The organism is Shewanella sp. Isolate13, from assembly GCF_022398325.1.
GTDB lineage: Bacteria > Pseudomonadota > Gammaproteobacteria > Enterobacterales > Shewanellaceae > Shewanella.
Genome location: NZ_JAKEVD010000005.1, coordinates 156,200 through 170,306, shown reverse-complemented (window position 1 = coordinate 170,306; position 14,107 = coordinate 156,200). Strand labels below are relative to the sequence as shown.

Annotated in this window: 12 protein-coding genes; all 12 read right to left on the bottom strand. The window is 45.4% G+C overall.

Annotation, left to right across the window (positions count from 1 at the left end):
* Positions 1 to 20: 20 nt before the first annotated feature.
* Positions 21 to 353: a flagellar hook-basal body complex protein FliE gene (fliE, locus tag L1D44_RS05320; RefSeq protein ID WP_220768795.1), complete on the bottom strand. Its 333-nt coding sequence runs from the start codon at positions 351 to 353 to the stop codon at positions 21 to 23.
* 529 nt (positions 354 to 882) lie between these two features.
* Positions 883 to 2,238, bottom strand: coding sequence for a sigma-54 dependent transcriptional regulator (locus L1D44_RS05315; protein ID WP_239889122.1), 1,356 nt, complete (start codon positions 2,236 to 2,238; stop codon positions 883 to 885).
* Positions 2,231 to 3,337 (bottom strand): ATP-binding protein, encoded by a 1,107-nt coding sequence (locus L1D44_RS05310; protein WP_239889121.1) that lies wholly within the window; start codon positions 3,335 to 3,337, stop codon positions 2,231 to 2,233. Before L1D44_RS05310 ends, L1D44_RS05315 begins: the two co-directional genes overlap by 8 nt.
* A 1,145-nt stretch (positions 3,338 to 4,482) precedes the next feature.
* A complete protein-coding gene (locus L1D44_RS05305) occupies positions 4,483 to 5,916 on the bottom strand; it encodes a sigma-54 dependent transcriptional regulator (protein WP_275660399.1) in 1,434 nt (477 codons plus the stop codon).
* Positions 5,917 to 6,197: 281 nt separating this feature from the next.
* Positions 6,198 to 6,608, bottom strand: a complete 411-nt coding sequence (fliS, locus tag L1D44_RS05300) for a flagellar export chaperone FliS (protein WP_202719835.1) — start codon at positions 6,606 to 6,608, stop codon at positions 6,198 to 6,200.
* Positions 6,609 to 6,614: 6 nt separating this feature from the next.
* A complete protein-coding gene (locus tag L1D44_RS05295) occupies positions 6,615 to 6,935 on the bottom strand; it encodes a hypothetical protein (protein ID WP_239889120.1) in 321 nt (106 codons plus the stop codon).
* A 32-nt stretch (positions 6,936 to 6,967) separates the two neighbouring features.
* A complete protein-coding gene (gene fliD, locus L1D44_RS05290; RefSeq protein ID WP_239889119.1) occupies positions 6,968 to 8,332 on the bottom strand; it encodes a flagellar filament capping protein FliD in 1,365 nt (454 codons plus the stop codon).
* A 41-nt stretch (positions 8,333 to 8,373) separates the two neighbouring features.
* Positions 8,374 to 8,760 carry a flagellar protein FlaG gene (locus L1D44_RS05285; RefSeq protein ID WP_239889118.1) on the bottom strand — a complete coding sequence of 129 codons (387 nt, stop codon included), beginning with the start codon at positions 8,758 to 8,760 and terminating at the stop codon, positions 8,374 to 8,376.
* A 144-nt stretch (positions 8,761 to 8,904) separates the two neighbouring features.
* Positions 8,905 to 9,723 carry a flagellin gene (locus tag L1D44_RS05280; protein ID WP_202719832.1) on the bottom strand — a complete coding sequence of 273 codons (819 nt, stop codon included), beginning with the start codon at positions 9,721 to 9,723 and terminating at the stop codon, positions 8,905 to 8,907.
* A 286-nt stretch (positions 9,724 to 10,009) separates the two neighbouring features.
* Entirely contained in the window at positions 10,010 to 10,831 is an 822-nt protein-coding gene (locus tag L1D44_RS05275; protein WP_239889117.1) for a flagellin, read from the bottom strand.
* A gap of 94 nt (positions 10,832 to 10,925) precedes the next feature.
* On the bottom strand, positions 10,926 to 12,116 hold the full coding sequence (gene flgL / locus L1D44_RS05270) for a flagellar hook-associated protein FlgL (RefSeq protein ID WP_239889116.1): 1,191 nt from the start codon (positions 12,114 to 12,116) through the stop codon (positions 10,926 to 10,928).
* 58 nt (positions 12,117 to 12,174) lie between these two features.
* Positions 12,175 to 14,097, bottom strand: a complete 1,923-nt coding sequence (flgK, locus tag L1D44_RS05265) for a flagellar hook-associated protein FlgK (RefSeq protein WP_239889115.1) — start codon at positions 14,095 to 14,097, stop codon at positions 12,175 to 12,177.
* Positions 14,098 to 14,107: the final 10 nt, after the last annotated feature.

Sequence of the window (14,107 nt, the reverse complement as noted above, 5' to 3'; positions counted from 1 at the left end):
TGCTTTTATCTAATAAAGGCCTAAACAGGCATACTCATAATTTCTTTATAAGCTTCAACCAGCTTATTTCGCACTTGCACGGTTGCCTCGAAAGCAACGCTCGATTTTTCTCTGGCGATCACGGTATCAGATAATGTCACCGTGGTATCTCCCATATCGAGTCGAGTGGCGAGATTAGAAGCATTTGCTTGAAGTTCGCTTACATTTCCAACAGCTTGGGAGAGTAACTGACCAAAATCACTGCCAGAGGTATTTTGTACCTGACGCGTGATCCCAGTTTGAATGCTTGAAGTGCCGATCTGACCATTAAGTGACTGCATCTCTTGCAGTAAAGAATTCGCACCAATTTGCATACTTATCTCCCATGTCGATTTCTTGACGAAATATAGATATAGCTAGATAAAGCAAATAGCTTGCCAGTTTTGATAAAAGAAGGGGGAAGCAAGGAAGGACGCTACGCTGCTAGGAAAGGCAAAGAAAGGTCCTAGGTAAAAGCTGAGAAGGACAAACAGAAAAAACGAACGGCCTACGGCCTTACAGAACGCTTCGCTTACAGAAAAACCGATTAAAGCATAAACGATTTAGAGCCGAGACGAAAAAGCCGGAAAATATTGTACCGTCTTAGCTTGTACCGTCTTAGCTTGTACCGTCTTAGCTTGTACCGTCTTAGCTTGTACCGTCTTAGTTTGTACCGTCTCAGCTTGTACCGTCTTAGCTTGTACCGTCAGCGCACCGTTCTGTGAGTGAGCCTGCGAACATTCCGTCTTCCGTGAGCGAAGCGTTCGTCTCAGCCTTTGATTGTATAGCAGAACAAAATTCGCCCTAGTACCTAGAACCTAGAAGCGAAGCGCCCTAGCAGCCCGTAGGGCGTCCTTCTTATCTTTAAGCCGGTATTTGAATACCTTGATCTCGCATTTTAGCCATCTTGTAACGCAGGGTTCTGGCACTGATCCCCAATTTCTCGGCCACAAGTTTACGACTGCCGCCACATTGAGAGAGTGTCTCTAAGATGATCACATGCTCTTGCGCCTTTAACTCATCGCCTAAACCGTCTAGTTCAACGGGCTTATTGCCCACCAATGCAGGGACGACTTCGCCAGCTAAGTCCAACTCTTGAGAGTCGATAATAATATCTGCCGCGGTCACCTTAGCCGACATAGATAAAATCAGTGCCCGCTGCACCACATTATCCAGTTCGCGTACGTTACCCGGCCAGCGGTGCGCCAATAAGCGCCGTGATGCACATTCACTAAATTCTGGCACTTCATTACGGTTAGCAATCGCAGCATGGCGTTGTAGCAAGTGTCTTGCAAGAGGAAGAATATCCGCTGGACGTTGATTCAGCGCAGGCCAAGTCAGCGGAAAGACGTTAATTCGATAATACAGATCTTCTCTAAACTCACCCGATGCCGCCATCGATTTCAAGTCTCGGTTTGAGGTGGCTAACACCCGCACATCGAGCTTAATGGTTTTACGGCCGCCTAAACGCTCCACTTCACGCTCCTGCAGTACTCTAAGCAACTTAGCCTGTAGCCCGACTTCCATCTCTGATATTTCATCGAGCAGCAAAGTACCGCCTTGTGCCTGTTCAAACTTGCCTGGACAGGCTTGATAAGCGCCGGTAAATGCGCCTTTCTCGTAGCCAAAGAGTGTTGCTTCTAGCATGTTCTCTGGAATTGCCGCACAGTTAATGGCAATAAAGGGCTGCTCTGCGCGTTGGCTGTTCTGATGGATATAACGAGCCAATACCTCTTTACCACTGCCGCTTGGTCCCATGATCATCACCGAGGCATCAGATGCCGCGACCCTCTGAGCGAGCGCTAACAGCGCAATACTCTTTTCATCAGCAACTATCGGCGTTCCTTCTGCCGCTTTTGCTGGCATATAACGTGAGACTTGGTTGAGTAATACCTCGGGCGAAAATGGTTTTGCTAAATAATCGACTGCACCGAGTTTCATCGCGTTAACGGCGTTATCGATGGTGGCGTACGCCGTCATCAATAATACCGGGATCTTAGGATGATGTTGCTGCATATAGTTGAGCAGACCTATGCCACCTATCCCCTCCATCTGAACATCGCTAATGACCAGATCAAATGTGTTAGCTTTAAGAGACAAAATCGCCTCTTCCGCCGATGCCACATCGACACAATCGTAATGGGCCAGCATCAAGGTATCGAGTAGCGCCTCACGCAGTGAAGCATCATCCTCAACCAGTAATAACCTACCTTCAGACATGCTCATTCTCTCCTTGAGCTTCAATGTGAGCCTTATTTAGCGAAAGCAACGGGAACTTCAATGACGCAGTACAACCTTTACCTAAGTGACAAGTAAACTGCATCTTGCCACCATGATTGTTCACCACAGCTTGTACCACTGCGAGCCCTAGGCCTGTGCCTTGTGATTTAGTGGTAAAGAATGGTTCCAGTACTTTTTGCTGCATATTAGCATCGAGCCCCTTGCCATTATCGATAACATCAATATGTAACGCCGTTTGCGTATCATAAGCATGCAACGTCACTTCACTGGCTTCCGCTTCTAAACTGTTCATCACTAAGTTATTGATAGCGGAACAAAGCGCCGCATCATTCGCTCGAATTTTTTGCTTCGACTCATTATTAAAATGCAACCGACAGCCTTTTTGCTCAGCAATCGGCTGGCAGTTACTCAGCACATTATCAACCACTTCTTCGATCACCAAAATCGAGTCGAGCTCTTGCTGCCGCCCTTTCGCCATCAACAGCATGTCATTGACTTGATGCTCTAACTCATTGAGTCTGTCGACTAGCTTACCTTGAAAGCGTTTACGCGAGTCATCAGATATCTTTGGACTGGCAAGGTTTGAAGCATATAACAGGGCGGCGCTTAATGGCGTTCTCACTTGATGTGCCAATGTCGCTACCATCTTGCCTAGCGCCGATAGCCTTTGCAGGTGTGATAAGTTCTTTTGCAGTAAACGGGTTTCGGTTAGATCGGTTAATACAATAAGCTGGCCTGGTTCAGGTGTTAGCGGGGTAATTGCCAGCTTTACTCGGCGACCGTTACGCAGGGACACTTCATGACCATCATCATCCTGTGGTGAGAATGCACGATTAATGATCTGCAACCAACGCTGCCCTTCTAGAGGGGTGCCTAGAAGCTCCACCGCAACGGGGTTAGCTTCGGTGACAATGCCATCACCACTGATAATCACCACGCCAGAAGGCATCGCCTGCAGGATATGATCCATACGATTAGACATATTCGCGGCTTGTTGCACATCGACCACTTGCGGGCGCTTCGGTGCTCTTGTACTAGCAAGATTCCCATCGAGTTGAGACTGTGGAATAGCGGACATGGTGACCCCGTCAAAAAAACTGCATTTGCAGGGGTTAAAGCAGGATTTGTGCCAGTTGTTGAAAGCTAAGACGATACAAGCTAAAGATGAACGGCCTGCGGCCTGACGGCACGTGGCTTCGCCACTACGGAACGCTTCGCTTACGGAAAACATTAAAGCAAAGAAACTGGGTCACTTATAAATCCTACAAAGTAAGTTTTGTAGGTTGGGCTTTAGCCCATCAAAATATAAGGAACACTCTAAAAGTGACGGCATAAATGCCGACCTACAAAATCAAGGTTCGAGGTTTAAAGAATAGGTTCGAGGTCCTAGGTAAAAGCTAAGACGAACGGCCTCAGGCCTTACGGCACGCTGCGCTTACAGAAAAAATTAAAGCGACAGCATAAAAAAGCCAGAAGACTCTGCTTCTGGCTTATTCGCGAAATATCTTTGCTTAAATCGTCTTAGTTTGACCGTCTTAGCTTGACCGTCTTAGCTTGACCGTCTTAGCTTTAACCGTCTTAGCTTGACCGTCTTAGCTTGACCTGTCTCAGCTTGACCGTCTTAGCTTGACCTGTCTCAGCTTGACCGTCTCAGCTTGACCGTCTCAGCTTGACCATCTTAGTTTGACCGTCTTAGCTTTAACCGTCTCAGCTTGACCGTCTCAGCTTGACCGTCTTAGCTTGACCGTCTTAGTTTGACCGTCTTAGCTTTAACCGTCTCAGCTTGACCGTCTCAGCTTGACCGTCTTAGCTTGACCGTCTTAGCTTGACCGTCTTAGCTTTAACCGTCTTAGCTTGACCGTCTTAGCTTGACCGTCTTAGCTTGACCGTCTCAGCTTGACCGTCTTAGCTTTAACCGTCTCAGCTTGACCGTCTTAGCTTGACCGTCTTAGCTTTAACCGCCTTAGCTTGACCGTCTTAGCTTTAACCGTCTCAGCTTTAACCGTCTTAGCTTGACCGTCTCAGCTTGACCATCTTAGCTTGACCGTCTCAGCTTTAACCGTCTCAGCTTGACCGTCTCAGCTTTAACCGTCTCAGCTTGCGAACGTTCCGCCTTCCGTAAGCGAAGCGTTCTCTCAGCCTTTGCTTGTGCTTTTCCTAGGACCTAGAAGCGCAGCGCCCTCGAAGTGAGCCTGCGAACGCCCTAGAACCTATCTTTTAGCCCTAATCTTTACTCAAGCCGTACTTACGCATTTTTTCAACTAAGGTGGTACGACGGATACCGAGCATCTCTGCCGCGCGAGCGACTACGCTGTCTTGCTGATCGAGCGCTTGTCTGATCATATCGATTTCAAGCTCTGCCAGTAAATCCTTAAGGTTTACCCCTTCAGGTGGCAGTTCACTTGGGAATCGCGTTTCTGGGATCTCAATAGGCTCTTCATCGTTAAAGATAGAGGCTAAGGCATCACGCTCCTGCTGCTCTTCACTGATCTCGACGCAGTACTCAGGCACATCGATATGGCGATACTTTATAGGCAAATCATTGACATCGACTAAACCGCCTGGATAAAGAATCGTTAAACGCTCAACCAGATTCGACAGCTCACGTACGTTACCGGACCAAGCATGCTCCTTCAACGACTCGATTGCGCGCTGAGTAAAACGAACACGACCTCGTCCTTCGTTATACACTCGGCTGACTAACTCTTGTAACAACAGCGGAATATCTTCTTTGCGCTCACACAAAGCAGGCATCTCGACTGGAAACACATTCAGGCGATAATAGAGATCTTCTCGAAAATCCCCTTTCTCAATCATGGTTTCTAAATTTCTATGGGTCGCAGCGACCACTCGCACATCGGCAGAGATAGACTTACTGCCACCGACACGCTCGAACATACGCTCTTGCAGAACACGTAATAACTTAACTTGCATCTGCAGTGGCATATCGCCAATTTCATCGAGAAACAGTGTGCCTTTCTCTGCAAGCTCAAAGCGGCCTTTACGGGCACTAATTGCACCGGTAAATGAGCCTTTTTCATGGCCGAAGAGTTCACTTTCCAATAGTTCTGGGGGAATAGCCCCACAGTTAACCGGAATAAACGGCCCATCACGGCGATCTGAAATATAGTGAATATTGCGAGCGACAACCTCTTTACCTGTACCGGACTGGCCAAGTATGAGTACTGTGGCATCAGAACCTGCCACCTGATTAATCAGGTGACGAACATTAGCTATGCCTTCGCTACGTCCCACTAAACTTCTAAATAATTTAGTCTGATTCGCACTAGTTGGGATCTCTGGGCGCTTAACCTGCCCATAAACCTGACAAAAGTGGAGTAGTTCAGTTAATTGAGGATAATTTAAAGGTTCTTCGATGCAGCCGAGAATATTCGACGCTTTAATGTCGTCTCTTTCCCCTAGCATCAAAAAAGGTTGCCAAGGGAGCGTACCAGTCAAAGACTGAATAAGTTCTTTAGGTTGGTTCTCAGAAGGTAAAACAATCGCGCGAAAACGAGTTTGTTTAGTATGCATCTCAAGTTTATCGAAATCGATCAACTCGACCTGCTCTCCTAAAAACTCAAATACGCACGACAAGCGATTAATTCGCTCAGACTGGTTACCTACAAGTAGAATTCGTTGATCTGTTTGCATCATTCCGAAGGCCGTTAGGCTCAAATATTTCAGCGCATTAATTATTGGTGTTCGTTGCTTTTCTAAAGCTAATTTTTCAAGCCAGTAGTTATCTAATGCTGATTATCAAATATCTACCAAATAGAATAGTGTATTATCAGCCCGTTATTAGCAAGCCCCTGATGAATTTTATGAGGAGCAGACTAAGTTTTAGGTTAAAAACTCTACTTTACAATCAGTAGTTAGACGTATTTTTGACGGGTGACAAAAAGGAGACATAATTGTCTCCTCTATACTCTCAACTTCTATATAGCATTCGCATGAGAGTCAATATGGTGCTTATCAGCTGGAATAGCGTCCCAACCTTCTTTAATTGTTCTAATGATCGCACTGACATCATCTAATGCCTTCACATCATTATTCAAATTTGCTTCGGAGATCCGGCGCAGCATAAAGTCATAAAGATCATTAAGATTCTTGGCAACATCACCACCCGCTTCCATGTTCAAACTGTTGTTCAAACCCGTAATGATCCCGATAGCTTTACCAATAAATATACCTTTATTGGCAAGGTCATTATTTTCAATCGCATAGCGACTCTGTGCGATACGTTGCAACGCACCATCAAACATCATTTGAATAATACGATGTGGTGATGCAACTGCTATCTCACTTTCCAGCGAAACCTTTCGATATGATTGAAGAGAACTTCTCATTTTAACCTACCTATTAGCATCTATAGCTTTGTAAACATTCAGCTGTCGTTTACTTTTACGCCCAGCATGAAGCAGGGATTGCCGATGTTCCTTAATCACTTTAGCCTTAGCCTCAAATGATTGTGTTATCAATAGCTGCTCTTTCAACTGTGCAGCATCGGCATCGGTTGCATTAGCAAATGTGCTTGCGAGTAAAAGTTGACGCTTCCCAACAAGTTCCTGCAAATATGATACCAACTCATCGGTTGACTGGTCTTCAGCTACGACTTGCTCAAGAGTGGCTAACACCTTCTCCAGCTCTTCATTTAACTCTGATAGAGACTGCAAACTAAGCTCCTACGCTAATTAAAGCAAAATAGTTATTGTCCAATAACACCAGGTAATGAGTTCAAGCGCTCGGCAAGACCTGCACTTTGCTGATTCAACTGACCAACAATCAAGTCCATGGCGTTAAACTGTTTAAACAAGCGAGCTTGCAACATTTCCATCTTTAATGAAAAAGACTCACGTTGGTCATCCAAACGCTGCTGCTCGGAGGTTAATGCATTATTACGACTATCAATTAACCCCCCAGCCTTCACATAACCATCTACAACCTTATCTAAGCTGCTGGCGATACCTGTATCAGGAGTGGAAAATAATCCCTCTACGGCTCCCATGTCCTCAGATAACGCCTTATCAAGCTTTTCATCATTGATCGACATCTTGCCGTATCTGTCTGTCTCGATACCTATGTCATAAAGCGCGATCGTTTCACCATCAACATCGACACGGTTACTGATCATATTACGCAGTTGAGACTCAATCGAACGGATCATCGAGTCACCTTGAAGAGCTGCAGCTTCCTCTTTTTCTACATCATACTTTGACAGGCTATCTATCGATTCTATGAGTGTATTATAGGCATCGACAAAACCTTTAATGTTCTCTTTAACGGCTTCGTCATCTTGCTCAATTTTTAAGGTGGAGGTTTTGTTAATATCTGCATCGGTAAGCGATAGCGTCACCCCTGTAATGGCATTTTCGACATCATTACTCTGGGAAGTGACTTTTTGACCATCGATATAAATCACCGCATTTTGCGCGGCTTGGAGCTCAGTCAAGTTCCCCGTGCCAAACATATCATTAAGGCCAGAGCCAACAGTATCGGTCGCTGTTACGCTAACCTGATTATCGGTTCCCGATTCATCTGAGCTAAAGACCAAACGGCTGCCGCCATCACTTTTAATAATAGTGGCTGTAACACCTGAATTATCAGCTGATTCGTTGACCTTCTTAGCAATAGCCTCTAAAGAATCCCCCGCCTCAACTTCAACAGAGAAGGCTTTACCATTAACGGAAAGATCTAGGGTGCCCTGGCCAACAGGTGCTGTGGCGTCTGCAACGTTAATACCAGCCACTTTATGGAAGCTTGCGAGTTGCTCAACCTGCACCTGATAACTGCCCGATTGCGCATTCTTATCGGCTGTAGCGCTAAAATAATCGCTTTCACCAGTAGAGACTTTACGGATGTTAAGTGAATTTGGATCGCTCAGCTTTTCTAAAGCATCTTGGAAAGTCGACAACTGACTCTTAAGGGTACCAATAGCCGATACCTTAGCTTCAATCGTTTCTTCTGTTTTATCAAAAATCGCTTCTTTGGGTATTTTTTCGGCATCAACTAACACCCCAACGATGGTGTTGATATCTAAGCCGGATCCGATACCGGTTGCTGTTAATGCCATTTTTGCCCCCTAGACAAAATAATTAATTTTTGACGCGCCTGTTACGCTTCAGTCTTAAGCAAGAATCCCGCCACTTCATTAAGTTTTTGCGCTAATTCTAGTGCTTCTTCGTTTGGGATCTGCCGGATAACATCGCCTGAGTCGACATCCATAACACTGACAACACTTCGGCCTGAATCTTCATCAACCTTAAATGCCAAGCCTTTACGCATTAAGGACATCATATCGGTTAATTCACTCGCGATGTCGTGGAGCCCTTCTGCTTCATCTTTTGCGGCTTCCTGAGTCAGCAGCCCTTGTTCCGCGTTATTAGCATCGCTAATCGATACTGAGTCAGATAATGGCTCCGTATCGGTTGCTGAATTATTAGCCTCAACTTTCAACGCTGTCTGACTTACAGCACCTGTAAAGCTCACATCCATTGTCATATTTCACCTCCATAACACTTAACTATTAGGCGCTCCTTGGACTTCTTAGCGCCATAGAATATAAACGACAAAGGGAGATTCATAGTGAATCCCCCCCTTTTTGAGCTATCGTTTAAATTTCAACTCCCCCATGGAGAGTAGAGATTAAAGGAGAGACAAAGCAACTTGTGGTAGCTGGTTTGCTTGGGCAAGCATAGCTGAACCAGTTTGCTGTAGCACCTGGTTTTTAGTCATTGCTGCAGTTTCTTTTGCAAAGTCAACATCTACGATACGGCTCTTAGCATCGGCAACGTTTGCTTGTGTGTTAGCACTGTTACTGATGTTGTGAGATAGACGGTTTTGGATAGCACCAAGCTCAGCACGCTGACCATCAATGTTCTTGATTGCAGCATCTAGCTTACCAATTGCCGCGTCACGACCTGCTGAAGTTGTCACGTCTAGTGCACCAACAGAAAGTGTTGTCGCGTCGGTCTTTTTAACAGTAATAGTAACGTCTTCACCATCTTGGTGACCAACTTGGAACTTCTTACCGCCAGAGAAACCACCAGCCATTAGTTTGGTGTTACCAAACGCTGTAGTGTCACCGATAGAAGTGATCTCTGTTGCTAACTCATCCATCTCAGCTTTAATCGCTGTTAAGTCATCTGCACTGTTGGCACCGTTTTCAGACTGGATTGCTAGGTCACGCATACGCTGAAGCATGTTAGTTTGCTCCTGCATCGCACCTTCAGAGATTTGCGCAATTGAAATCGCATCGTTAGCGTTACGCATACCAACTTCAAGACCACGAACCTGTGAGTCTAGACGGTTAGAAATAGCTAGACCCGCAGCATCGTCCTTCGCACCGTTAATGCGAAGACCACTTGATAGACGCTCCATAGAAGTCGCCAAGTTTTGGCTAGAAGCATTCAAGTTCTTTTGCGCTTTCATCGAAGTCACGTTTGTATTTACTGTAATAGCCATAATTTGTTTCCTCTTAAAATACCTGGCTTTAAAACTTGCCTGTCTATTTACGCCAGGCGGGTCTATTGGGTTACAGTAACTTTAACGGCAGCGATTTTTTAATCTTTAGCAGTTTTTTTAAAAAAATAGATATATTTAAATATTTCCTTTAAAAACATAATGATAAGTAACATTCTGTAACGGTGGTACCCCAGAAACGAAAATCCATATTCACTGTATAAACAGTCAATATGGATCTTTCTTACCACTAACCGGCTATGGGCTGGTCAGTTACTTCTGCTAACCGTTAGCCTAGAAGAGACAATGCGACCTGTGGCAATTGGTTTGCCTGCGCCAGCATAGAGCTACCAGTTTGCTGTAGTACCTGATTCTTTGTCATCTCAGCCGTTTCTTTAGCAAAATCCACGTCTACGATACGACTCTTAGCATCGGCAACGTTTGCTTGAGTATTCGCACTGTTACTGATGTTGTGAGATAAACGGTTTTGAACAGCACCCAGCTCGGCACGTTGTGTATCGATATTTTTAATCGCCGCATCAAGCTTACCAATCGCCGCGTCACGGCCTGCTGATGTCGTTACGTCAAGCGCATTAACCGACAGAGTTGTCGCATTAGTTGTCTTAACGGTAACTGTTACATCTTCGCCATCTTGGTGACCAACTTGGAACTTCTTGCCTGCTGAGAATCCACCAGCAAGTAACTTAGTATTACCGAAAGCAGTACTGTCACCAATCGCTGTAATTTCAGTAACTAGCTGATCCATTTCTTCTTTAATAGCCGTTAAATCATCGGCACTGTTGGCACCGTTCTCAGATTGGATTGCTAAGTCACGCATACGCTGCAACATGTTTGTTTGCTCTTGCATCGCACCTTCTGAAATCTGTGCAATAGAAATAGCATCGTTAGCGTTACGCATACCAACCTCTAAACCACGAACTTGCGAGTTCAAACGGTTAGAGATCGCCAAACCTGCGGCGTCATCCTTTGCACTGTTAATGCGAAGACCACTAGATAGACGCTCCATTGACGTTGCTAGACCTTGACTAGAGGTATTTAGGTTCTTTTGCGCCTTCATCGATGTAACGTTAGTATTAACGGTAATAGCCATCTTTAATTTCCTTTATCTAAAGTTGCCGCCAAGACTTCAGACTTGGCTAATTTCGGTTAATTTGAGTTCGAGTTCTCTAGGCCCACACTGCCTATTAGATATAATCAAATAGTGACACTGTGCCGACCTTGGTAAATACGCTTGATGCGGCATTTAGAGCCTGTTGCTGTTGCTCCAACTGCGTTATCGCCTCGGCATAATCTAAATCTTCCAACATAGATAAAGCCGAGTTGTTTACAATCTTCTCTTCTTCATGGGTTGCGCTATAACTGTCTAAACTTTTTAAGCTATTACCAGCTACGCCTCGTGCAACATCCAATTGCTTCATTCCGCTGTCGACATTATTCAACATCTGTGCCAACTCTGACTGACCAGCAGGAGTGTTTACCTTATTTGGATCCTCAATTAACGCAATGGCGCTATTGATGGTATCGAGCAAGCTGACTTCAGGCTTATGCTCCAGAGTAAATGAGTCACCCGGCGCGGGTTTGCCATCGAGCTTCACTTCGATACCGTTAAATGAAACCGGGTTATTGGGGTCAAATGCAGTAACCGTGGTTACCACAGCGTTTGACGAATCTCTGACCTCTAAATCATTACCCACCATGTTAAATGTGTAGGTATCTGCAACGTGTGTCGCAGGATCTGTCACTTTAGCGCTCTCGACACTGAACTCCCCCGTTTGAGAGGCCAAATAATTGACGCTATAGTCCCCTAACCCATTAGCAGCATTCATAAAAGCAAGATCACCAGGAATATTGGCACCAATAGTTGTGCCCGATGCAACCACGCTATCTCGTACGCCACTATCACCGTGATATACCACATTGCCGCTGGCATCGAACTCAAAAGGCTGACTGTCAGTATTAAACCCACTGAACAAGTAATTACCCGATTCATCCTTACTGTTAGCAATCGCCATCAACTCTTCTAGGCTACCGCGCATCTCATCGGCAACAGTTTGCCGATCGGAATCGGTCAAAGTGCCGTTTACCGCCCTTAGAACCTGTTCTCTGACACTGCTAGTGATCGTTGCCGCACTGCCAAGCTTACTTTCAGAGATAGATAAACGATTCTTGGCATAATCAATGTTTTTCAAAAACTGATCGACGATGGCATTTTGTTGATTGAGATTGCCAATACCTGAAGCAGCAACCGGATCATCCCCAGCACTGTTAACGCGCTTTCCTGTCGATAACTGCTCTATAATCTGGCTCGTTTGCGATTGTTTTTGAGTCACACTATTAATGTTTTGATGAAACATTTGCGCGGTAGAAATTCGCATAATTCTAATTCCTAAATCCTGAGTCCAAGTTTTGTCTCAAACCTTTAAGCGTTCAGTGTTAACGCAGTGAGCTAAATAGTGTGTTAAATATTTCATTGGCGGTGGTCATGATCCTCGCCGATGCCTGGTAAGACTGTTGAAAGCGCATCAAATTTGCCGCTTCTTCATCAAGATTAACTCCGGATACGCTTTGAACCCGTGTATAGGCTTGATTGTAAATAGCTTCGGCTGAGCCCATCGACATTTCAGCCGATTTAGTCTTACTCCCCACATCAATAGTCGTATTTTCAAATACATCGGTGAGCGTTGTTTTACCGCCATTCATCAGTTTGGCCTCGTTTAACTTGGCCATGTTCACCATGTTAGTGTTATCACCTTCGGCAAATGACAAATCGAAAGTAAACTTCTGTGCTGTTGTCGCAGTAGAGTCTATTTCAAAGGTGAAACCATGAGCGCTGATATTGGGCGGTGTGTATGGCGCAGCCGCGCCAAGAGATGTACCAGCGGCATCAAATACTTCAAATGTCGGTGGCGTAGCTGCGGGATCAATTTCAAAGGTGAGCTCAGAGCCCGTAACAGGGAAGTTCGCAGCGGTTCTATCATCGATACTGACAAGGCTAACTTGGCTATTGCCGGTGTTTGCCGCATCAGCAGTAATCTTAGAACCCGCCGCAGCAATGCCTTTAGGGTCTGTCATCTCAACCGATATAGAAGATGCAGCACCAGATGTTGGACGAATTTCAAAGGTATCACCGGATGCTAATGTGCCCGCATCGATATTGATACTAAAGCCATCAGCCCCTTCAAGCTTAGTGCCATTTAACGTCAGCGGCGTAATATTGCCGCTAGCGGCATCTTTTAGTTCATAGGTCGATGGTGCTGTAAACTTAAGCTCATAACTGCTACCAGTTAAGTTACCTACATCATCAATATTAACGCTCAAATTGGCTGTGCCGGTATTACTTGATAACGCGCCAACTCGACCAATCTGCATTGAGGGATCGTTAATGTCGGTAAAGATGTTAGCCCCCACTTGACCATTAAGATCGAAGCCTTGAGCTTGGGCTTGGTTAAATGCATCACTAACACCTAAGGCAAATTGCCCTAGCTCCATCTGCGATGGAATAAGTGTTTCGTCCCGGTAATTAACCAGAGCGCCTAATTGACCACCTAACTTGCTGGCATCAACGATCATACTCTTGCTGCCCGATTGTGCAGTGATTTGTAATTCGTTGGGATATGGGTCGCCCTGTACTGTCCCCATTTGCATCGACATCTCACCGGAGACCAGCATGATAGAACCGCCTAACATGATGCTCTTAGCACCAGACTCTAGCGGTACAACGTTGACAGAGGCATACTCACTCAGCTCTAAGATCAGTGCATCTTGCTTGTCCAGTAGCTGCATATCTTGACCTTGAGACTTCATCAGCTCTCGGTTAATGCTGCCAAGTTCATTACTGATCTCGTTAATTCGATCGGTAACTGCTGAAATTTGATCATTAGTCTGCGTCATTTGGCTGTCAAGATGACTCTGCATCTGATTAACGCTATTAGCCAATTGATTAGCACTGGTTAACATCGAACCACGCAGTCCTATATCATTAGGAATATCAGCCAGAGCGTTCATGCTAGCAAAGAAATCATTTAGCCCCTGCGGAACCGCTTTGCCGATTTGTGAGAACAGTTGGTCAAGCTCACTCATTTTACCAAAAGTAGTTTGCGACTCACTGACAGCCGTGGAGCCAATGCGGAGTTCCCGCGTGGCATAATCGTTATAGACTCTTTTTACATCAGAGACATAGGTACCAGCACCGTAAAAATCATTACCCATGCGCTGCGAATCTAGCGCAGACTGTGATACCACCTGGCGGTTATAACCAGCAGTATTAGCATTGGCGATATTATTACTGGTTATCGCCAGCTGTGACTGAGAGGCCAGTACGCCCGTACGGGCTATATTCATTAAGTCTAAAGACATGAGTACTGAC